Below are 20,788 nucleotides of genomic sequence, written 5' to 3' on the forward strand. Positions count from 1 at the left end.
ATCCGGGTCCTGACGATGCTCGTTCTAAGTACATTGAACGTGGTGAGCGGAATTGCTCTCCTGTTCATCGTCGCACTCGGGCTGGCGGTCATCTTTGGCGTCATGGGCGTCGTCAACCTGGCCCATGGCGAATTCATGATGATGGGGGCCTATACGGCCTATATGGTGACGAGCGCGGGATTGCCGGTTGGTTTCTCGTTCGTCGCAGCTCCGATCATTGTCGGCCTGATTGCGGTTCTACTCGAGCCAATCTTTTTCCGCTTCCTATACGGGAAGCTGATGGAGTCGATCCTGGCCACATGGGGCCTCAGCCTCGTTCTCCAGCAAGTCTTTCAACTTACGTTCGGCAGTGGCTACAAGAGTGTCCCATACCTGACCGAGGGATCTGTGTCGGTCTTCGGGACCGGCTTTTCGACTTATCGGCTTTTGGTGATCTGCCTCGCCGTGCTCCTCGCGGTCATGGTCCTCCTCATCGAGCGACGGACGCGATACGGGACACTTGCTCGAGCCACAATGAGCAACGCAGTTCTTGCCTCGACGCTGGGAATTAACGTCAACAGAATCTACGCTGGCACGCTTGTTTTCGGCGCCGGGCTCGCGGGGCTCGCAGGTGCCGTGCTGGCGCCGCTGACAAGCGCCTACCCGACAATGGGCCTCGGCTTTCTGACAAACTCCTTTTTCGCGGTGCTCGTCGGTGGCCTCGGCTCTCTGCCGGGACTGGTTTTTGCTTCATCGGCCCTCGGTGCGACCCAGGGTGTCATATCGCTTCTCATCGACCCGGTCGTTGGCAGCATCGCGCTGGTAGTCGTTGCGCTCATCCTGGTCCGGAGAAAGACCATATGAGCAACGAGCGGCTCTCCCAACCAGCCTCAGGGCTGGCCTCCGCATGGCACAGCCTTACGTCGTCGCCTCTCGCTGCAATTATCCTGATCATGGGCGGGTTGGCACTCGCCCCACTTTTCGTCTCCACCTATTATGCTTCGGATGTCCTGGCCAAAGCCATGATCCTAGCGATTCTGGCCGTCGGGCTCGATCTCGCCTGGGGATATGGAGGCATTTTGAGCCTCGGCCATTCCGCCTTTTTCGGGCTCGGCGCCTATGCCATGTCGATCATGCTCCTGCGGTGGGATTCTGTTCTCGCAGGCGTGACTGGAATGGCTGCGGCGATTGCTCTTCCTGCAGCGCTGGCAGCCGTGGTGGGCTGGTTCGTCTTCTTCGGTGCGACCAGCACGCTCTACGTGGCAATCGTCACGCTGGCCTTGCCGGTACTCCTTTCGGCCGTAGCATTGCGGGTTCCCGGTTTAACCGGCGGGCAGACCGGGCTGAGCGGCATACCCGCATTTCCTTGGGAAGGCCCTCTCACCACTTACTACGCGCTGCTCGCCATTCTTTGCGCGGCAACGGCGCTCATCTATGCGGTCGTGCGCAGCGACTACGGACGGCTTCTCGTCGCCATTCGCGATAACGAGCAACGGGCGCAATTCCTGGGCTACCGCACTCCGCACGTCCGCCTCGGTGTGTTTGCCCTCTCGGGCGGTCTGGCGGGTTTTGCTGGCGCAATCTACGCCCCCTACAACGGATTCGTATCGCACGATGTATTGGGCCTGCAGCTGTCGACGGCGGCGATCGCCTGGGTGGCGATCGGCGGACGCGGCACCGTCGCAGGCCCGCTCATCGGCGCAATTGCCATCAACGTCCTGGAGCCGGTCCTGAATGAGGCCTTCCCGGGCCTCTCACGCCTTCTGCTTGGCCTTGTGTTTATTGTCGTGGTGCTCGCTGTCCCAGGCGGATTGTTCGGGGTGCTCTCCACGCGACGTCCAGACCGGCGCCCGCTCGAGGTCGTGTCGCGTCCGGACGCCGACGAGCGCAAGCGGCAAATGGAAGTCGCCGTCCGGAAGCTGGGACTGTCCTTTGGGAGCCTGACCGTATTCAAGGACATCAACCTGGCTTTCAGGACCGGTCACCTTCATTGCATGATCGGGCCGAACGGGGCGGGCAAATCAACGCTCGTTAATGTCATCACTGGTCTTCTTCGGCCCAGCGAGGGCGAGGTCGTCATCGATGGCGTGCCGGCTCCCCACCACTCGCCCGCATCGATCGCCCGGCTTGGGATCGTCCGAACATTCCAGGCCAGCAACGTGTTCGAAACCCTGCGGATCGGCGACAATCTCTTCCTCGCTGCCCGGACGGGAGCCACCCCGTCGCTTGTCGGATATTCACCGAAGATCGAGCTCTCCGGAAGGGCCGCAGAGGTGCTCCAACTCAGCGGCCTCGGTGCCAAGCTGCAGGCACGCGCGGGCGATCTCGGTCACGGTGAGCGCAAGTGGCTTGAGCTCTGCATGGTGCTCGCGAGCGATCCAGCGATTATCTTCCTGGACGAACCTACAGCAGGGCTAACTACGGCGGATCGCGCGAAAGTGGCTCCCCTTCTGGTTGCGCTCGTCCATAGGCATGGGCTCGGGCTCCTGTTGATCGAGCACGATCTCGACTTTGTTAAATCAATTGCCGATCGGCTCACGGTCCTGGCGAACGGGAGCGTCCTCGCGGATGGCGCTGTAGAAGAGGTGATCCGGAACCCGGAGGTCACCCAGGTCTACCTGGGCCACCGGGCGGGCTCTCAAGGGGTGAGCCTTTGATGCTCACGATCAGCGACCTCCATTCCGGTTACGGCGATCTCGTCATTCTCCACGGGGTAACAGCTGAAGTTGCACCAGGCGAGATCGTATCCGTGCTCGGTCACAACGGGGTCGGCAAGACTACACTGATGCGGTCGATCATCGGCCTGTTACAGCCGCTTCGAGGCGAGATTCACATCGATGGGCAGAGCACCCGCGGCCTACGACCCTACGAGGTCGCGCGTCGCGGCATCGCTTACATCCCGCAGGAAGCTGCTCTCTTCCCGGATCTGACGGTTCAAGACAATTTGCGCGTCGCCCTCCCCGATCGCCGCCAGTTCGACCGTGCCTGCGATCGTGCATTGCGCCATTTTCCGTTCCTGCGCGAACGGTATCAGCAGCGGGCCGGCACTCTCAGCGGAGGGCAGCAGAAGATGCTCCTTGTCGCGCGAGCGCTCCTCTCCGACCCGCGGCTGATCCTGGCGGACGAGGTCACCGAAGGCGTACAGCCGAGCCAGATCGACCGAATCGGTGAGGCATTGTCGGACGTCAACCAGCAGCAGGGGACAACGATCGTCCTCATCGAACAGCATCTCGACTTTGCCCTTGGGCTCGCCGGCCGTTTTGTCGTGATGAAGCAAGGCCGGGTCGCCGCGGAGGGACGCACGGATGCCGTGGCCGCACGTCGGACCGTGGAAGCTGAGCTCGCTCTTTAGCAGGCCCCCAGGAGTTCGATCATGAAACATGCTGGCTCGTTGCTGATCGGAAGCCGCATCACCGAGATCTCGGCTGCAATCGATCAGGGACTGGTGTCGCCCGTGGAGCTCACACAGGCCAGCATCGAGCGAGCCGAGGCTAGTAGCAGCGACTATAATGCCTTTACCCTGCTGGCCCAGGATCGCGCGTTGCGACTCGCGCGGGCGGCCGAGGAACGAGCAAGAGCCGGCGCACGGCTCGGGGATCTGGATGGTATTCCGATCGCCATCAAGGACATGGTTGATGTCCGGGGATTGCCCACATCCAACGGTTCCGGACCAGCGTGGCGCAGCTGGCCGGCCCGGAGTGCGGCCGTGGTCGACAATCTGGAACGCACTGGTGCGGTCATCATCGGCAAGACCACACCGCATGAGCTCGGCGTCGGTATCGACAACAACAATCCTCATTATGGGGCCACACGCAATCCGTGGATGCGCGAGCGCTCCCCTGGGGGCTCCAGCGGTGGGTCGGCTGCCGCAGTTGCTCTGGGTATCGTCGCGGGTGCGGTCGGGACCGACACCGGAGGCTCGATCCGGATTCCGGCCTCGGCGTGTGGGATTTTTGGCTTGAAGGGTACATTTGGCCATCTCCCGACCGAAGGGGTGACGCCGATTGCCTGGTCACTGGATCACGTCGGTCCGATGGCCGCCCACGCCGACGACCTCGAGTTGCTCTTCCGAGCGATGGCCGATGGCCAGCTTCCGCCGGCGGACCGAAGCGCCCGGGCGGGTTTGAAGGGCCTGCGGATCGGTGTCCCCAACCGCTATTTCAACGAGAGGATTCAGAGGTCCGTCGCCAACGCCTATGAAGCCGCGCTACGAGCGTTCGAGGAGCAAGGGGCCATTGTTGAGGCGGTCGACCTGCCATCCTGTTCCGATGCTGTCGCCGACGCCTTCATTCTTTCCCAAGTGGAGGCCGCTTATGCTCACCGGGATCGGATCCCGCAGCATCTTGGGGAACTCGGTGACGATGCACGAGCTTTCCTCCAGATCGGTCAGAGTGTCATGGCTCTCGCCTTTGTGGATGCCGTGCAGAGACAGGCACGGTTCCGTCGTGCGATGGATGCTGTCTTTGCGACCATAGACATCCTCGTCGTACCGGCGACGCCGGCGCCCGCGCAGCCGATCGGCGCTTCGGAAGTCCGCTTCGGTGACGAGGTCGAGCCTCTCTTCAACTGCATGATCCGATACACCTCGGTTTTCAATGTATCAGGCCATCCGGCACTGGCTACCCCATGCCCGATAGGAGCAGAGGGACTGCCGACCGGTATCCAAATTGTCGGGCCAATGGGCAGTGAGCACTGGCTCCTCGGCATCGCTGCCCGTTATGAAGAGAGCGCCCTGGCCGAGCACAACGCCCGACTACACGCCCTACGTTCTGCCTCAGGTTAGCCTTTGAGATCTTCTAAGTGCCGGTGCGATGATCTGTTCGGCAAGCGCCAGTTGGCGTCAACCATGAAGCATTCATTTGCTGGTGACGACATGTAGCCTTTCCTTGGCTCAAAGTGAGCTCGTTGATCGTGTCTCGACGAGGCGCGCGAGGAGAGATGCTCCGATTGGAATAACCGTGTCGTCGAAATTATAGCTCTCATTGTGAAGCGCAGGGCCTGGTGTTTGGCCCAGCCATATGTAGGCGCCTGGGACAGCATGCAGCATATCGGCGAAGTCCTCGCTGGCCATTTGTGGTGTCGCATCTCGGTCCACATTCGAGGATCCAAACAGCTCAGTTGCAACTCTGGCTGCCGCTGCGGTTTGCTCTTCATGATTGCGCAAAACCGAAAAAATATCTTTGATTTCAACCTCGATCGTAGCGTTGAAGGCCTTCGCGATGCCAGCCGCGATCTCGCGGAGACGGACGCCTGCAAGCTCACGCAAATGGTCATCGAATGTGCGCACCGTGCCGGCCAGGTGCATGGCCTCCGGGATCACGTTATAGGCAGACCCGCCATGAACTTGGGTGATGGATACAACTAAGGCCTTCAATGGATCGGCATTCCGGCTCACGATAGTCTGGATCGCTTGGCCGAGTGTGAATGCGATGACCCCGGGATCAACCGCTTGGTGCGGGTAGGCACCGTGTGCACCGCGCCCGGTGATCCGGAGATCAAAGAAGTCAGCTGCGGCCATAGCGGCACCAGCTCGGAGAGAGACGCGCCCATGTGGTCCTTCCGGAGAATTGTGTAGGCCATAAATCTCATCGCAAGGAAACCGCTGGAACAGCCCGTCCGCGATCATCGCGCGGGCACCGCCGAGCCCTTCCTCGGCTGGCTGGAATATGAAGATTGCTGTTCCCTCGAAAGCACGGGTCTCCGCAAGATAGCGCGCAGCACCAAGCAGCATCGTTGTATGACCGTCATGACCGCAAGCGTGCATCTTGCCTATTGTCCTAGATCTATAGGGAAGGTTCGTGGCCTCTTGGATTGGGAGTGCGTCCATGTCGGCGCGAAGCCCAATCCGGCGCGTGCTTGAGCCTCTTCCCTGGAGTACGCCAACGACTCCTGTCTTGCCGATGCCGCGGTGCACTACTATGCCCCAGGCAGCAAGCCGTTCCGCGACGATCCCGGATGTACGCTCCTCTTCAAATCCAGTCTCCGGGTGGGCATGAAGATCGTGCCTGATTGCAACAAGTTCGTCCAAATAAGAAGATATTCGATCGAGAGCTGTCATGGATCGTGCTCCCCTCAGCTTGATCCGGCACGCTGGAAAGACCGGAGAGCTATGGCGGAATGTGGGTGACGGGGCCGATCAGGCGGCGCTGTGTGATGGCGTCGGGACGACCTCGATGCCGTCCTGGAATCTGACACCGGCGATCACCTTCGGCAACTGGTTTCCACCCGTCAGATGCTGCTAGATACGGGATGCCGCCATCACGAGGTTGAACACCATTCGCCGGATTGTTGTTGGGGACAGTACGCCCTTGTGCGCCCCGTGCGATGCCGGACCACGAACTCGATCGGGAGCGTGTTCGTGGTCCGCAGGTGGATCCAAAGCTCGGCGGCCCATTGGAGAGGGCCAGCAGCGCCCGCCAGTCCTTGCGGAGGCAGTCGACGGCTTTACGATCCCGGATCTTGACCCGGCTGACCTCGACCGGACTGATGGTGAACCGGATCAGACGCTCGGGGCCGTGCCCGTGCCGAACCAGACGCTGGCGTCCGTCCGACAGCTTCAGGTCGCGCGGGCTGGCAAAATAAGCCTCAGCTTCGCTCTCGCTGGCCTGCGCGAGAGCAGCTGGCGGGTGCCGGCGCGCAGGAGCTTCGTCCGGGGATCGTCGATCCGTCGGAGTGGCGCCATCGGAGAGTGCTGATAGTCTTGGTCATAGCGTATCGCTCTTCCCCAGGAGGTTCGGGCAGGCTCATCACCCGCCGCGAGACGCCGCCCCTCTCTCACCACCATTACCCACTTCCGCTATTGCGCGTACCAGCAGAGCAAGAGCCTCAATCCCGCCCGTGATGCGACCCTTTGATCCGATCTTCCCCGGCGCCTGACGCGAGATCAGCCCGAAGCGATCGGTAAGCTCAAGATTGGTTCAGGCGCGAGCCTTTGGAAGGGCCGGTATCCACTTGCCCGTACGCCGCTCTAGAAATCGTGAAATCCCCTCCCCTCTGTAACGAGGCGAATGAGCAGGTCGGATGGTTTGAATTCCGGTCCGAGCCTTGCCTCGAAGTCCCGCAGCCTGGCGAGAATAGTGCCGAGGCCGATCTGCTCGGCATGGTACATCGGCCCTCCGCGATAGGCCGGCCAACCATAGCCGTTGATCCAGACGACATCGATGTCGGACGCGCGGATCGCGATACCCTCCTCGAGAGTTTTCGCGCCCTCGTTGATCATGGGAAAGATGCACCGCTCCAGGATCTCCTCATCTGAGATGGGGCGGCGCGTGATCCCTTTCCGGTCGGAGAAATCGAGAATGATCGCCTCGACTTCGCTCGATGGCGTCGGCCTGCGCTCCTCGTCGTAATCGTAGAACCCTGCACCCGTCTTCTGCCCGCGGCGATCCCGCTCGCAGAGGATCTCCTTGACGGTTTCGCCGCGCGAGGTTTCCCGGGACCAGCCGATATCAAGACCCGCGAGATCGCTCATCGCGAAGGGTCCCATCGGGAATCCGAAATCGTATAGAACACGGTCCACCTCCCACGGCATCGCCCCTTCGAGGACGAGCCGGTTTGCCTCCCGCTGTCGCTGGGCGAGCATGCGGTTGCCCACGAAGCCGTGACAGACACCGACCAGGACACCGACCTTACCGATCTTGCGCGCCAGTTGCATCGCCGTAGCGATGACCGGTTTCGCCGTCCTGTTACCGCGGACCACTTCGAGGAGTCGCATCACGTTGGCGGGTGAGAAGAAATGCATACCGATCACGTGATCGGGGCGCGTCGTCGTGGAGGCGATCTCGTTCACGTCGAGATAGGATGTGTTAGTCGCGAGGATCGCACCCGGCATTGCAACGGCGTCGAGCCTTGTGAATACATCCTTCTTGATCGCCATGTCCTCGAACACCGCCTCGATCACGAGATCGCAATCCGCCAGGCGCGCGAGGTCGAGCGTCCCGGTGAGGAGCCCCATGCGGCGCTCCACATCCTCCTGTGTCATCCTCCCCTTCTTCGCCGTGCTCTCGTAATTGCGGCGGATGGTCTTGAGTCCTCGATCCAGGGCTTCGGATCGGGCCTCCACAATCGTAACGGGGATCCCCGCATTGGCGAAATTCATCGCGATGCCGCCGCCCATCGTGCCTGCGCCGACGATGCCCACCTGCGCAACCGGCAGGGTCGGCGTGTCTTCCGGGACATCGGGGATTTTCCAGGCTTGGCGCTCCGCAAAGAAGACGTAACGCTGGGCGGCCGATTGGGGCCCGCTCACGAGTTCCTGGAAGAGCTCCAGTTCCAGGGCCATGCCTTGGTCGAAGGGCAGATTGACTGCGGCTTCGATGCAGCGGACGCAATATTCCGGAGCAAGAAAGCCGCGAAACTTGCGCGCATTGGCCTTCCGGAACTTGTCGAAGATCTCCGTGCGACCGCGTGTGGCTGCGACCCTGTTGTCGAGGTCCCGCACCTTCTTGAGCGGCCAGTTCTCCGCCACGACCCGCTGCGCGAAGAGAATCGCGTCCTCCTTCAATTGTCCCTCGCGGGCAAGCTCGTCGACAATGCCGGCAACCCTGGCAGCCGTGCCTCCGATCGGCTCACCGAACGCCACCATCTCGAGAGCCCGCTCGGGCCCGACGACGCGCGGCAGGCGCTGCGTACCACCGGCGCCGGGAAGAATGCCGAGCTTGACCTCCGGGAGGCCGCATTTCGCGGATGGGACCGCGATGCGGTAATGGCAGGCGAGCGCGGTCTCGAGTCCGCCTCCGAGAGCCGTGCCGTGGATCGCCGCAACCACGGGCTTCGGCGAGTTCTCGACGATGTCGAGAACATCGCGCAGGCTCGGACCGGTCCGAGCCTTGCCGAACTCGCGGATGTCGGCCCCGGCGATGAAGGTCCGCCCGGCGCAGATGAGAAGGATGGCCCGAGCCCTCGGCTCGGCGATTGCCTGCAGTATAGTGTTGGCCAATCCCTCGCGGACCTGTGCCGAGAGGGCGTTCACGGGAGGCGAGTTTACCGTGAGGACGGCGATCTCTCCGTCGAGCGTCAGGTCGACTACGCCATCGGTTGGGGTCCGTGTCTGTGTCTCGGTTGGTTCGTTCATCGGATCCACCCTTGCCTGCTGCCTGCGCGATCGGCCATGCCCGTGCTCTCTCACAGCACGGCGGATATCGATTATCGACAGGCACGAAGTTCGGATACCCCCAAATGCAGGAGTTTCCATCCGCATTTCTCCCACGACCGCAGGGGTCGGAAGAGCACACCGGAACTCTGCAGGCGTGCGTTGCCGCATGCTCCACGTCCACTCCCGAGCCAATACTCTATCAATGGGGCACTGGGCTCTGCCGAAGGGACAGCCAGGTTCTCCATTCAGGACAGATTGGGTAGACGTCCATGATCACGATTAGCGGGTCAGTGGGGCTGTCGGCCCGGAACAAGCCGGTCGACGTCATGATCGTCCAGCATCTATTAAACCTGAACCACAGTGATGCCGGCTTGACGAAGCCTCTGCCGGTCGATGGCGCTCTCACCGTCGGAACGCTCTTTGCGATCGAAGAATTTCAGGAACGGGCGCTCGGGCGCAAGAAGCCCGACGTCAGGGTCGACCCCGGAGGCGCCACGCTGGCCAAGCTCGCGGCGCCCGTGAAGACGAAGGATACGATCAGTGTCCTTCGCTCCGTGATTCGGGCCGTCTCGTCCATGACGCTCGCGCGGCCGGGCGAGGTATCGAGCGGACTCGGCACGATTTCGTCTCAAAACTTCCTTCTCAATTACGACCGACAATTCGCGCAACTGAACGGCGTGGCTCGTGCAGGGCTGGTCGAGCTGATCGATTTCATCAATGCCGACATGGAAATCCTGGATGTCGGATGGGCCGCCTACATGCTCGCGACGGTGAAGCACGAATGTGCTGAGCGCTGGAAGCCGATCGAGGAATTCGGCAAGGGAGCCGGCCGCGCCTACGGCAATCCGGTGATGGTGACCGACAGTGAGGGCAACAAGCACACCAATACCTATTACGGACGCGGCTATGTCCAGCTCACCTGGAGGGACAACTATGCCGGGATGGGACGGGCTCTGGGGCTAGGCGAGGAGCTCGTGATCCGTCCCGAGCTGACACTGGATCCGGCAACATCCTACGCCATCATATCCTACGGCATGCGAAACGGATCCTTCACGGGCAGTCGGCTCTCGGACCATATCAATCAGCACAAGTGCGATTATCCCAAGGCCCGGAAGATCATCAACGGCCTCGACCAGCATACGAAAATTGCCGGGTATGCCGCCAATATCGAGATGCTCCTGCGCGTCAGCTGCTACAGCAGCATCAGCGACTCGGGCTTCTGAAGTTCGGCGAAACCGGACGCCCGGCTGGCTGCACTTATTCCTGGGTCCGGAATATCACTGTGGTCTTTTGCCCTTTCGCCACTGCCTGCGCGTCCTTGTTGAGGAAACCCTCCTTGCGACTCGCAGCCAGGCGCAGCGCGCTCATCAGATGGCGCGGAGCAGGGACCTGAATACCGATCATGGTCAGGTTCTCGCGGCATGGTCCTGCGCCGGGCAGACCGATCCTTACCGCGACCTGATCATTCTTGATGCTGTGAAACGTAAACCGTGTCAAAAGGTCGTCGGGGAACGAATAGCAGCGCCCGTCCTCCAGAACCGGCGGCGCCGATGCGAGATCATCGACGAGCTGGTTCAGCGTCGCAGGCGAGCTGCCAGTTGCCGTCAGCGCCTTCTGGACCAAGGAATCCTTCCGAAGAGCGGACAGAACGGCGCTCGCGGGGACGTAATCGGTCAGCAGAACCGGATTCAACTCCGCATTCGAACTGGCCTGCGGAGCTGCCTTGGCGAGGTCGATCGCGATGATGCGGGTTTCCCCGGCGGGATGAGCCTCGGCTCGGCAAGTCGTCGTTTCCGTGTTCCGGATGCTCAGCACCGATCCGACGACCGAGAGCAGTGTGGTGTTCACCTCGCGCGTGCAGGCATCGGATTCGGCCGGCGCCGCTTGAGGCGAGATCGATGTCGCCTTGCCGCTGCGGAGCTCGGCTTCGTCACGATCGAACGCGCTCCGGAGTTCGCGCGACAGGACCAGGGCACCGGATGACATTCTCGCCCTCGCGGCCGTGACGTCGGTCGTCGTCCAGTCGATACAGTAGCCGCCGCTACAGCCGCTCCAGATCTCGCTCACTGCATTGGCCGCCATCGCGGCACCCGGCTCCCGTGGTTGCGCTATGGACGTCCCGAGGCCGAGCACGAGAGGCAGAATCGCGAATGCACTGGCACGGCGGCTGAGCGAGATCGGCATCTACGCCACCCGAATTCCTCAATGTGATCCGGACATCATACGCGATACATGGACGGCCAGATAGCTCTTCGATCCTGGCCTGCGCAGAGTCTAGAAGACCTTGAAGAGAGCAGTTCCGATGCGACGGACCTCTTCGAAAATCATGGCGACCTGATAGCTCAGGATGAAGGCCGCTGCGTAGAAGAGGCCTCTGTGACGCCGCCGTATTTCGAACGCGAGATTGGAAAGCAAGGTACCGGCCGGCGACCAGGCGACCACAAGCGTCGACAGAATCCCGATGACCATCCCGCCCAGAATGTCGCTCGGATAGTGAAAGCCGGCATAGATGCGCGGGATGGCGCCGAAAGCCATGGCCCAGAGGAAGGCGAAAAGCCCGAGCGGGCGCGAAGCCAGCCAGATCCCGGTCACCAGGGCCAGAAGCAGCGCCGTCGTGTCACTCGGGAAGGAGCTGTAATCGGCCAATACGTTATCCGACACGCCGAACGGCCTGATGATGTCCAGGTCCGGGTTGTGAATCGGACGAGGCCGCTCCGGGCCCATGTTCTGAACCACGCGCGCAACGGCCACCGCCAGGAACGCTCCTGCAAACGAGGCCACGACACATCGCCGCCGCTTGGAGGATTCCTCCGGTGGCACGGAGAACCAGAGCCACCAGGGACAGGCGATCAACGGAACCCCTTTGAGGAGGTGGACGTTGGTGAGGCTGAATCCGACGATAGCCTTGTCGAGAATTACGAATTTGTGCGCGAAGCTGTTGAGATACTGGAGCAGGCCCAGATCCAGGTCGTGAAGCATACGCGTCCCACACGGTCCAGCAGCGGGCGAGGACCTCTGCCCCATCAATCGTCGCGCTATCGAAGCGTAACTAGGATCGGCTCCTTCGCCGGCAAGATGTCGAACTCCGTTCTTGCCCCCGCTGCAGATCCGCATCGGCACCAAGCGGAGCGGCGGTCATCGGAAATTCCGGCTCTGGAGCCAGTCTCAATTACGTCGCGCTCGGCAATACCGTGAATGTCGCGAACCATTTGGAAGCGCTCAACAAGATCTACGGTTACGGGCATCATCGACGCCGAGACCTGCCGCTTGGTCAGCGACCGCATCATCGTTCGGGAACTTGATCGGGTCACAGTGCATGGCCGATCCGCCAGATCGGTGATCTACGAACTCATCGCTCTCGCCGGTGGCAGCACGACACCTGCCGCGTGGGTGGGAGCCTGCGAGGACGGTCTGCGCCTTTACTGATCCGGGCACTCCATCGCAGCGATGGCGCAATCCCAAAGCGCCCTCGAGATGCGTGAGGGCGACGATCCCCCTTTGCGAAACGATGATGAACATCGATCGGACGGATCAGCCCTGCGAGGCGGAACTCGGAGTGGGATAGGCAATCGAGGAAACCTCACCAGGCGGGAATGATAGCGCCTTTGAATCGTGTCTCGAGGAAGTTTGCGACCTCGGGCGACCGGTAGGCGGCCACGAAGGCCTTCACCTCGGGGCGGTTCTCGTCACCCTGACGCACCACGATGAGGTTCGCATAGGGATTTCCCTCGCGGGCCTCCACCGCGATCGTGTCCTTGCGGATATCAAGCCCCGCATTGAGCGCGTGATCGGTATTGATCACGGCCGCGTCCAGGTCGGCCAAGGCACGGGGCAGCTGTGCAGCGTCGAGTTCGGAGATCCGAATGCCCTTCGCGCTGTCCGTGATATTGAGCACGCTGGGCGAAAGCCCCTTGCTGGGCGTAAGCTTGATGAGGCCCTGCGCGGCGAGGAGGTTGAGCGCGCGACCGCCGTTGCTGGGGTCATTCGGGATGCCGATGGTCGCTCTGTTCGGCAGATCGGCGACGGATGTCACCTTCTTGGAATAGAGGCCAATCGGCTGCACGAAGGTGAGCCCTACGGGCACGATCTTGTAGCCGCGCGCAGCGATTTGGGACTCGAGATAGGGCCTGTGCTGAAACGCATTGGCGTCGAGATCTCCGTTTGCGAGCGCTTCGTTGACGAGGGCGTAATCCGAGAACGGCACGAGCTGGACTGTCAGGCCCTTATCCGCGGCGACCTTGCGCACCACCTCGGCCACTTCCTCCTCGGCCCCTGACATGACCCCGACCTTGAAGGCCGGCGCAGCCATGGTCGGCGATACACCTGCGAGGGCCGTGCCGGCGAGACTGAGGACCAAAAGGAGTGTGCGACGGTTGAGACCGGTTGTGATCATAAGACCTTTCCTTGACAGAGCACGGCCTTGATCGATTGAAATGGATCAGGCTGAAAATCCGGGTTCCACTCGACACGGAGCTCGCAAAATTTCCTGTGCGGCATGCGTGGAGCATGACTGTACTCCGCGTCTGGAGTGAGGCGAGACGCTATACCGGCTTGCGGCGAACGCATCGACCCATCACTGAGAGAAGGCGAAGCAGTCCAGACCCGAATTCGGGCGACCGGATGGCTTCGCTCCGCCCGCCGTGACGAGGAGGCAGCCGGCGCAACCAACGCCGGGCGCCAGCCCGCAAGCACTGAAGCCGGCTGCCTCGTCGGCAACCTTGTGCTGGGACCGGTCTTCGATCGCTGCGGATGGGCAGCCTGCGTCGTCGGCCTCGGGACTTCGCTCGCCATAGCGGCACTCCTGGCTGGCCGGCTGCGCCTGCATCAGGAGGTGACCGCGCCGATGGCGGTTCGCGTCACACTGGCTTCGCTCGAGAGTCACTGAGACGGTGGCAGGCGAGCCCAGGCTCCTGTCCTGGAAGTGGCTGTTGTCGCGGTGTTCGCGCCGCGTGCTGGGCGAGCATCGAGGGTAGTGCACACTCGCACAGTGCGGCCGGTTCACTTCGTGCAAGCATCCGACGATCGGATAAGAATGCTCGATCAGAGCGGCAGCAAGACGGCCTTTCAGATCGATCATTCACCTGCTCATGGTCGGCTTCGGATGCAGATCCGTCAAGCAGGAGGGTTTCATGACCATCGCTGCCTCCCGGGCGATGCCTGCGACCGCGAGAGTTCTCGAAGGCCAGGTTGCGACCGTCACCGGATCGACCAGCGGAATCGGACCCAGCATCCCGCGCGAAAAGGTCATCTGCGGCGTCCTCCTCACCCAGCAACCGAACAAGCGGTTCGCGACGGTCGAGGAAATCGGAGCCATTGCGGTGTTCCAGGCGAGCGGCGCGGGCGCTTCGATCACCGAAGCCGCCCTGCCCGTCGATGGCGGCTGGCCCGCCCAGTGAGGAGGATGCGATGATGAAGCATGTCGATCCCAACTCCCTGGAGGCCGGTCCCGCTCCGGACACCGTCAAGACGATCAATCTCGCGCTCCAGGGCGGAGGCGCGCATGGCGCTTTTGCCTGGGGCGTCCTCGACCGCCTGCTCGAGGAGGATGGCCTCGCCTTCGAAGGGATCAGTGCGACGAGCGCCGGCGCGATGAATGCGGCGGTCCTGGCCTATGGGATGACCCTCGGCGGACGGGCTGGCGCGCAGCAGGCACTTAGGGATTTCTGGTGCCGCGTCTCGCACGCGGCCATATTCAGCCCCTGGCAGCCTTCCCCGTGGGATCGCCTCATGAACCATCACGGGCTCGAGAATTCGCCAGCTTTTCTTCTCATAGACATGCTGACCCGCGTGATGTCGCCGTATCAGTGGAACCCGGCGAACATCAATCCGCTTCGTCAAGTGATCGAAAGCATCGTCGATTTCGAGCGGCTTCGCCGCGACTCGGCCCTGAAGCTGTTCCTCTCGGCGACGAATGTGCGCACCTGCAAGGTCCGTGTCTTCGGATCCGAGGAGGTCACCGCCGATGCGGTGCTCGCTTCTGCCTGCCTGCCATTCATGTTCCAGGCCATCGAGATCGACGGCGAGCACTACTGGGATGGCGGCTATATGGGCAATCCGGCCATCTTCCCGCTGATCTATGGCTGCGAATCGCAGGACGTTGTCATCGTCCACATCAATCCGATCAACCGCCCGGATGTCCCGAGGACGGCGACGGACATCATGAACCGCATTAACGAGATCAGCTTCAATTCCTCCCTGATGCGGGAAATGCGGGCGATCGACTTCGTCAGTAAGTTGATCGACGACGGCAAGCTCCGCGACACCGGGATGAAGCGCATGCGCATCCATGCCATTGACGCCGAGGACGTCATGCAGGGGCTCGGGGCCGCCTCGAAGCTGAATGCCGATTGGGAGTTCCTTCTCCACCTGCACGACATTGGTCGGCGGCGCACGGAAGCATGGCTTGCGCGCAACCTGGGTGAGGTAGGTCACAAATCAACCGTGGATGTCCATGGCAGATATGTCTGAGGGCCGAACGGGGATAAGGCCCACCAGGCGTCGAGCTTCCGGAGAAGAGGCGTGTTCGATATTTTCATTCTGATGCTGATCGGGCACGCCGTCTGCGATTATCCCCTCCAGGGGGAGTGGCTGGCCAAAGCGAAGGATCCCGTCCACCCCCTCCTTCCTGGCCAGACCATCTGGCCAGGTGCTCTTGCCGCGCATGCCGGTATTCATGCCGGTGCCGTGCTGCTGGCGACGGGATCCTCGTTGCTCGCCGCTCTGGAATTCTTTGCTCATGCCGGGATCGACTACGCGAAATGTGCCGGGCGTATCAGCTTCAATCAGGATCAGACTCTCCACGTCCTCTGCAAATTCGTCTGGCTCGTCGTCCTCGCCATCGGCGCGATCTCACCGCAACCCGTCCTGCTTGTCCTGTAGCCTTCGGGCTCGCATGCGCATCGCTTCATCGGGCGATTCGGGCCGGGGACGGAGGCGATGCATCTCTCGGACCGGCATTGACCTTCAAGCTCTTTCGAGGAAGCTTGACCGTCGTGTCATCGTCCCGGTGAGACCTCATTCCGGAGAGAGGTAGCCTCTTCGGACCAGTTTCAAGAAGGCAAACATGGCAGAGGGGGGCGAAATCAGGGCCGATATCCCGTCGGGGCGGCAGAGGCCCGACGAGGATGTCCTTACGAAACGCGCCCGCCGGCTTCAGAGCTCGATCCTCTTCGCCTGGCTGCTCATCGGGTTCGGCGGCCTCGCCCTGGCGATCGGCATGTTTGCCGTCGAGGCGAGGACGCGCTTCGACCGGCTGTTCACCGCACCGCTCGCAGGGAGCGAGCGCTGAACGGCCCGCACCTCAGGATTAGCGGTCGCGGGCGCTTACCTGGGGCGTTGCTCCAACCACCGTGATGCGAATCTTTTTCGAGATCACGATCGGATCGAACGGCTTGTGATCCGCATCACCCAGGACGAGCTGCAGGGTATGCGGGCCGGGCGGCAGATCGAGCCGCGCCTCTGTCTGGCCGGCACCGAAATGCAGGTAATTTCGACCGGTGGGGATCGGTTCATTCGGCTTGAGAGGCTCGTCGACGTCGACCAGAAGATGATGGTGGCCTACATTCGGGGCTTTGTCTCCTGCGCGGGTGACCCCCATGTTGCGCAGGCCGAACCGGCACCAGAACGCTCCCTTGATGCGCTGACCATCGTTCGGCCAGATGATGTAGAGGTAGGCGTCGGATGGTGCAGGCGTCTGGGCCGCGGCTGCGACCGGGAATACGGCCGTCGCCAAGAGGAATGTACGCCTCGAGATCAGTTCCATATCACCCTCCCTGCTTTGCGGAGCGCGCGACCCGCAGGCCGTGCGCGAGGTATCTCACGCTCGCGTCGTAACTGATGCGGCTCGAGACCGTCACGTAGCTGGGATCGTGCATCCAGGAGCCACCGCGCAGGACTCGCTCCCGACAGTTGGGCAGGGTGCGCGATGACCCGTCTCGCGATGCTCCGTGGTAGTCCTTGACCCAGCAATCGGAGACCCATTGCGCCACGCCACCCGCCATGCCGTGAAGGCCGAAGCCGTTCGGCGGGAAGCTGCCGACCTTGAGCGGAGTGTGGGAATCGTATGCTCCGCCACATCCCTTGCAGTCGGCCATGCCGGCGACCAGCTGGCTGCCCCACCAGTATTTGGATGCCGTCCCGGCGCGTGCAGCGTGTTCCCATTCCGCTTCGGTCGGCAGACGGTACTCTTGTCCGGCGACTCGGGAGAGCCAGCGGACATATTGCTGGGCATCGGTCCAACTGACATTGTGAACGGGCAGGTCCGGATCGCCGTCCGGATCGTAACTGCACGCCTTCGCGGCGACGCATTCCTTCCACTCGCCGATCGTCACCGGGAAACGGCCCAGGGCGAAGGGAGCCACGGTGACCTGATGGATCGGCTTTTCCGACGAATCGTCATTGCTGCCCATCATGAACGTGCCACCAGGAATGTTGACCATCTCGGGGCAGGTCGGACAGTCCCGGAAGACGGGGGTGGTGGCCGGCGGCCGATCCGGCAGGGGCCGCGCCGGAATGGCCGCCACACGGGTCGCTTCGGCGGGCGGAGGAGTCGTCTGAGCCGGAGCCGAAGGACCGGGCGCGCTCTGTAGCGAGGTTTGCGGCACGGAACCGGCAGCATCGTTTGCAGCCACTCGGGGCTGAGCCTGAGGAGCGGGTTGACCCCGCGCGGGCACCTGCGGCGGCACCGGGATCGGAGCCTCACTGACGGTGGCCGGAGCTGGCGGGAGCCCTGCGAGCGTCTCTCCGGCTGGGGTTGCAGGGGGCGCGGCTGCGGTAACGGACGCCGAGCCTAAAGACGTTTCTGCCGTCTCGGTCGGAGGCGTTGTATCGGCTGAGGACGGGACGATCGCCGCCGACCCGGAAGTCACCGTAGGAGCCGACATGGTCGGTGGAGTTGGTGCAACCGGTGCGGGTGGCACGGCCGCTGTTCTCGCTCCCGGCGCGGAGGCCGGAGCCGTGGATTCGGGAGATGTCCATGGCGTGGTCGGAGCCACGATTGCCGTCGATACCGGCGGCCGCGGCGCGATGGGGACGGTGTTTTCAGCCGCGGGAACCGGCGCAACGGTCGCCGGCTGGGAGGAACGCGCAGCCAGAGCGGCGAGCACGTCGTCCGTCGCCGGCCGGAACACGACGTGCCATGTGAACCAGCCTCCTGCGCCGACAGTGACGAGGACCAGGGCGGCGACCCCGATTTTCAGGCGCTTCATCCGCTCGGCGCGGGCTACGGCCGCAGGATCTGGCAGGACTCGATAGATGCGGACCGGATCGGTAATGTTCTTCAGCTTCTCGTCGCCGAGGGACTGGTAGCCGCAAACCAGCTTGTTCTTGATCTGCTCGTAGACGCCACCCGAAATGTAGACGCTGCCGGGTTCGGCGAGGTGCTCCAGGCGCGCGGCGATGTTGACGCCGTCGCCGTAGATGTCCTCGGGATCCACGATCACATCGCCGAGATTGACCCCGATCCGGTATTGCACCCAGTGCTGCTTGGGCAGCGACATGTTGCGCCCGGCCATGCTCTGCTGGATGACGATCGCGCAACGGACCGCCTCCAGCGGACTGTCGAACATCGCCAGGAAGCCGTCGCCAGTGTTTTTGACGATGCGGCCGCTATGTTCGGCGACCGTCGGCTCGATGATTTCGCGCCGATGGCGCTTGACGCGGGCGTGAGTGCCCTCCTCATCGATGCCCATGAGGCGGCTATAGCCCGCGATATCGGCGCAGAGGACAGCGGCCAGCCGACGAGGGCTGCCCAGCACATGCGAGGAGGTCTCACCCGAACTCATGGAAGCCTCCGCACGAGACACCAGTCGGAAGTCGGAACGCTCTCTATTCGGCGTTCCAAGTGTAATGCGCTCGCCCAATGATGTCTATTTGGACTTCTCAAGCTTGGCAGTTACTTTGGCGACAGGATCCGGACAGTAATTCGAGCTAGAATTCCAAAGCCGACTGGAGTCCCCCTAGAGCGGCGGAGCTGTCGAATTGTGCGAATTCGGGGCTGGCAGCGGAGGATATCCTCCTGACCGGTCGCCTCTGTGATCCGCTTACGAGCCGTGCGGAACTTGTGACGGATTCCCGCCGAGAACGGTGCAGGTAAAGGGCTCCTGCTCTTCGACAGCATCAATGCCGTGCGTAGATGTCCTCCAGGCGCACAATGTCGTCTTCACCGAGATACGGGCCAGACTGCACCTCGATGAGGTTGAGCGGCACCTTGCCGGGGTTTTCCAGGCGATGCACGGCCCCGAGCGGGATGAAGATCGATTCGTTCTCGCGCAGCAGGAGTTCCTCATTGTCACGGCGTACGATCGCAGTTCCGTTGACGACCACCCAGTGCTCGGCCCGGTGATAATGCTTCTGCAGCGAGAGCTTCGCGCCGGGATTGACGGTGATCCGCTTGACCTGGAACCGATCGCCATCATGGACGGGCTGATAGAAGCCCCATGGCCGATGAACCCTGGGGTTTTGCGTCGCGACGCTGTGCCCCTTCGCGGCCAGATCGGCGACGATCTGCTTCACGTCCTGATCGTGATCCTTCGAAGCAACGAGCACTGCATCCGGCGTTGCGACGATGATCAGGTTTTCGACACCAAGTGCAGCCACCACGGGACCTTCACTGCGCACATAGCAGCCGGTCGATGCTCTGACATGGGTCTCGCCGCAGGTTACGTTCGCTTTGTCGTCCTTGGCCTCTATGTCCCAGATCGCCGACCATGTCCCGAGGTCGGCCCAATCGAAGCTGACCGGGATCAGTGCAGCCCGCTCCGTTTTCTCGATGACGGCATAATCGAGCGAGATCGACGGGCAGCGGGAAAAATGGTCCCGATCCAGCCTCAGGAAATCGAGATCACTCCGGATTTCTCGTAAAGCAGCACGACAAGCGCTCAGGATATCGGGCGCCAGTGCCTCGAACGCCTGGAGGAGCGTTCTCGCCGAAGCGAGAAACATCCCGCTGTTCCAATAGTGTTGTCCAGAGGCCACGTATGCCTCCGCTCTCGTGAGGTCGGGCTTCTCTACGAACGCGGCGACTCTGGACGCACCATCCTCCTCCCCTCCCGCCGCATCCACCCGGACATATCCGAAGCCGGTGGCCGGCGCCGTCGGCTTGACACCGAAGAGAACGATCTTGCCCGCCCGAGCTGCGGCCATGCCACGCCGAACATCCGCCCGGAATGCCTCACTGTCCTGCACCAGATGGTCCGCAGGCATCAGGAGCAGGAGAGCTTCGGGGTCGACCTGAGCGACCCCAAGAGCGGCGATGGCCGCCGCAGGAGCGGTGTTTCGGCCTACGGGCTCCAGAATGAGAGGTGTCGTCGCAACGTCGACGACCCTCGTCTGCTCGGCAATGATGAAGCGGTGCTCCTCACTGCCGATCACCGTCAACGGCTCGAAGAGATCCGGATCCTTCACCCTCAACGCAGCCTGCTGGAGGAGACTTTCCCGGCCCATCAACCGGAGGAACTGCTTGGGATAGGACTCGCGCGACAAGGGCCACAATCGCGAGCCGTTCCCGCCCGAGAGGAGCACCGGAAAGATGCGTTCGACTGAATCTGTCATCGATATTCTCTCAGTTCCGGCAGCAGGTCCGGCATGCAACGTTGGTGGATTGAAAGGGGTGGCATTCGCCGCTCCGCGCGTGCGCAGAGCGGCCAGACACCGGCGATCAGCCGTTAGCCAGCCGTCAGCCGGACAGCCGGGCCCGAAGTCGTGTTGTCTTTGACA

Annotated in this window: 18 protein-coding genes and 3 pseudogenes; 10 read left to right on the forward strand and 11 right to left on the reverse strand. The window is 62.4% G+C overall.

Annotated elements, in window-relative coordinates:
• Window positions 1–15: 15 nt before the first annotated feature.
• From BN1233_RS23950 to BN1233_RS23965, 4 genes are read left to right on the forward strand one after another with little or no spacing between them, the layout of a single operon-like run.
• A complete protein-coding gene (locus tag BN1233_RS23950; protein ID WP_052763900.1) occupies window positions 16–843 on the forward strand; it encodes a branched-chain amino acid ABC transporter permease in 828 nt (275 codons plus the stop codon).
• Window positions 840–2,636: a branched-chain amino acid ABC transporter ATP-binding protein/permease gene (locus BN1233_RS23955; protein ID WP_046866095.1), complete on the forward strand. Its 1,797-nt coding sequence runs from the start codon at window positions 840–842 to the stop codon at window positions 2,634–2,636. Before BN1233_RS23950 ends, BN1233_RS23955 begins: the two co-directional genes overlap by 4 nt.
• The gene (locus tag BN1233_RS23960; RefSeq protein WP_046866096.1) at window positions 2,636–3,331 is read left to right on the forward strand and encodes an ABC transporter ATP-binding protein; all 696 of its coding nucleotides are present in this window, start codon (window positions 2,636–2,638) and stop codon (window positions 3,329–3,331) included. The genes BN1233_RS23955 and BN1233_RS23960 overlap by 1 nt, the downstream gene beginning before the upstream one ends.
• A 21-nt stretch (window positions 3,332–3,352) precedes the next feature.
• Window positions 3,353–4,762, forward strand: coding sequence for an amidase (locus BN1233_RS23965; protein ID WP_046866097.1), 1,410 nt, complete (start codon window positions 3,353–3,355; stop codon window positions 4,760–4,762).
• Window positions 4,763–4,870: 108 nt separating this feature from the next.
• Here the strand turns inward: BN1233_RS23965 and BN1233_RS23970 are convergent, their stop codons facing one another.
• From BN1233_RS23970 to BN1233_RS23985, 4 genes and pseudogenes are all read right to left on the reverse strand, one after another.
• Entirely contained in the window at window positions 4,871–6,037 is a 1,167-nt protein-coding gene (locus BN1233_RS23970) for a M20 aminoacylase family protein (RefSeq protein WP_046866098.1), read from the reverse strand.
• A gap of 78 nt (window positions 6,038–6,115) precedes the next feature.
• Window positions 6,116–6,425, reverse strand: a pseudogene (locus tag BN1233_RS51565) (IS256 family transposase); the annotation flags it as partial.
• Window positions 6,420–6,661 (reverse strand): annotated as a pseudogene (locus BN1233_RS51175) (IS256 family transposase); the annotation flags it as partial. The pseudogenes BN1233_RS51175 and BN1233_RS51565, both read right to left, overlap by 6 nt.
• 285 nt (window positions 6,662–6,946) lie before the next feature.
• Entirely contained in the window at window positions 6,947–9,052 is a 2,106-nt protein-coding gene (locus BN1233_RS23985) for a 3-hydroxyacyl-CoA dehydrogenase NAD-binding domain-containing protein (RefSeq protein ID WP_046866216.1), read from the reverse strand.
• A gap of 290 nt (window positions 9,053–9,342) precedes the next feature.
• On the opposite strand from BN1233_RS23985, the gene BN1233_RS43240 reads away from it, so the two are divergent.
• Window positions 9,343–10,296 (forward strand): lysozyme family protein, encoded by a 954-nt coding sequence (locus tag BN1233_RS43240; protein ID WP_052763901.1) that lies wholly within the window; start codon window positions 9,343–9,345, stop codon window positions 10,294–10,296.
• A gap of 34 nt (window positions 10,297–10,330) precedes the next feature.
• Here BN1233_RS43240 and BN1233_RS23995 read toward each other — a convergent pair whose 3' ends face one another.
• Together BN1233_RS23995 and BN1233_RS24000 are read right to left on the reverse strand one after the other, a co-directional pair.
• Entirely contained in the window at window positions 10,331–11,257 is a 927-nt protein-coding gene (locus BN1233_RS23995) for a hypothetical protein (RefSeq protein ID WP_046866101.1), read from the reverse strand.
• A gap of 90 nt (window positions 11,258–11,347) precedes the next feature.
• Complete coding sequence (locus tag BN1233_RS24000; RefSeq protein WP_048708456.1) at window positions 11,348–12,052, reverse strand: phosphatase PAP2 family protein; 705 nt, start codon at window positions 12,050–12,052, stop codon at window positions 11,348–11,350.
• A gap of 216 nt (window positions 12,053–12,268) precedes the next feature.
• Between BN1233_RS24000 and BN1233_RS24005 the strand changes: the two genes are divergently transcribed.
• Window positions 12,269–12,499: a hypothetical protein gene (locus BN1233_RS24005; RefSeq protein ID WP_046866102.1), complete on the forward strand. Its 231-nt coding sequence runs from the start codon at window positions 12,269–12,271 to the stop codon at window positions 12,497–12,499.
• 154 nt (window positions 12,500–12,653) lie between these two features.
• Here the strand turns inward: BN1233_RS24005 and BN1233_RS24010 are convergent, their stop codons facing one another.
• Both BN1233_RS24010 and BN1233_RS24015 read right to left on the reverse strand, forming a co-directional pair.
• Window positions 12,654–13,466, reverse strand: a complete 813-nt coding sequence (locus BN1233_RS24010; RefSeq protein WP_046866103.1) for a MetQ/NlpA family ABC transporter substrate-binding protein — start codon at window positions 13,464–13,466, stop codon at window positions 12,654–12,656.
• A 180-nt stretch (window positions 13,467–13,646) separates the two neighbouring features.
• On the reverse strand, window positions 13,647–14,150 hold the full coding sequence (locus tag BN1233_RS24015; RefSeq protein ID WP_046866104.1) for a hypothetical protein: 504 nt from the start codon (window positions 14,148–14,150) through the stop codon (window positions 13,647–13,649).
• Window positions 14,151–14,307: 157 nt separating this feature from the next.
• On the opposite strand from BN1233_RS24015, the pseudogene BN1233_RS44880 reads away from it, so the two are divergent.
• From BN1233_RS44880 to BN1233_RS24035, 4 genes and pseudogenes are all read left to right on the forward strand, one after another.
• Window positions 14,308–14,469, forward strand: a pseudogene (locus BN1233_RS44880) (3-hydroxybutyrate dehydrogenase); the annotation flags it as partial.
• Window positions 14,470–14,479: 10 nt separating this feature from the next.
• The gene (locus BN1233_RS24025) at window positions 14,480–15,541 is read left to right on the forward strand and encodes a patatin-like phospholipase family protein (RefSeq protein WP_046866106.1); all 1,062 of its coding nucleotides are present in this window, start codon (window positions 14,480–14,482) and stop codon (window positions 15,539–15,541) included.
• Between the two features lie 51 nt (window positions 15,542–15,592).
• Window positions 15,593–15,952, forward strand: a complete 360-nt coding sequence (locus BN1233_RS24030; protein ID WP_244470772.1) for a DUF3307 domain-containing protein — start codon at window positions 15,593–15,595, stop codon at window positions 15,950–15,952.
• 184 nt (window positions 15,953–16,136) lie between these two features.
• Window positions 16,137–16,361 carry a hypothetical protein gene (locus BN1233_RS24035; RefSeq protein ID WP_046866107.1) on the forward strand — a complete coding sequence of 75 codons (225 nt, stop codon included), beginning with the start codon at window positions 16,137–16,139 and terminating at the stop codon, window positions 16,359–16,361.
• 18 nt (window positions 16,362–16,379) lie between these two features.
• On the opposite strand, the gene BN1233_RS24040 is transcribed toward BN1233_RS24035, so the two are convergent.
• The 3 genes from BN1233_RS24040 to BN1233_RS24055 all read right to left on the reverse strand — a co-directional run bounded on the left by BN1233_RS24040 (window position 16,380) and on the right by BN1233_RS24055 (window position 20,623).
• On the reverse strand, window positions 16,380–16,835 hold the full coding sequence (locus BN1233_RS24040; protein WP_046866108.1) for a DUF4399 domain-containing protein: 456 nt from the start codon (window positions 16,833–16,835) through the stop codon (window positions 16,380–16,382).
• Window position 16,836: 1 nt separating this feature from the next.
• Window positions 16,837–18,855: an SUMF1/EgtB/PvdO family nonheme iron enzyme gene (locus BN1233_RS43245; protein WP_052763902.1), complete on the reverse strand. Its 2,019-nt coding sequence runs from the start codon at window positions 18,853–18,855 to the stop codon at window positions 16,837–16,839.
• A gap of 334 nt (window positions 18,856–19,189) precedes the next feature.
• On the reverse strand, window positions 19,190–20,623 hold the full coding sequence (locus BN1233_RS24055) for a mannose-1-phosphate guanylyltransferase/mannose-6-phosphate isomerase (protein WP_046866109.1): 1,434 nt from the start codon (window positions 20,621–20,623) through the stop codon (window positions 19,190–19,192).
• Window positions 20,624–20,788 lie beyond the last annotated feature (165 nt).

The sequence above is a fragment of the Microvirga massiliensis genome, assembly GCF_001006805.1.
Taxonomy (GTDB): domain Bacteria; phylum Pseudomonadota; class Alphaproteobacteria; order Rhizobiales; family Beijerinckiaceae; genus Microvirga; species Microvirga massiliensis.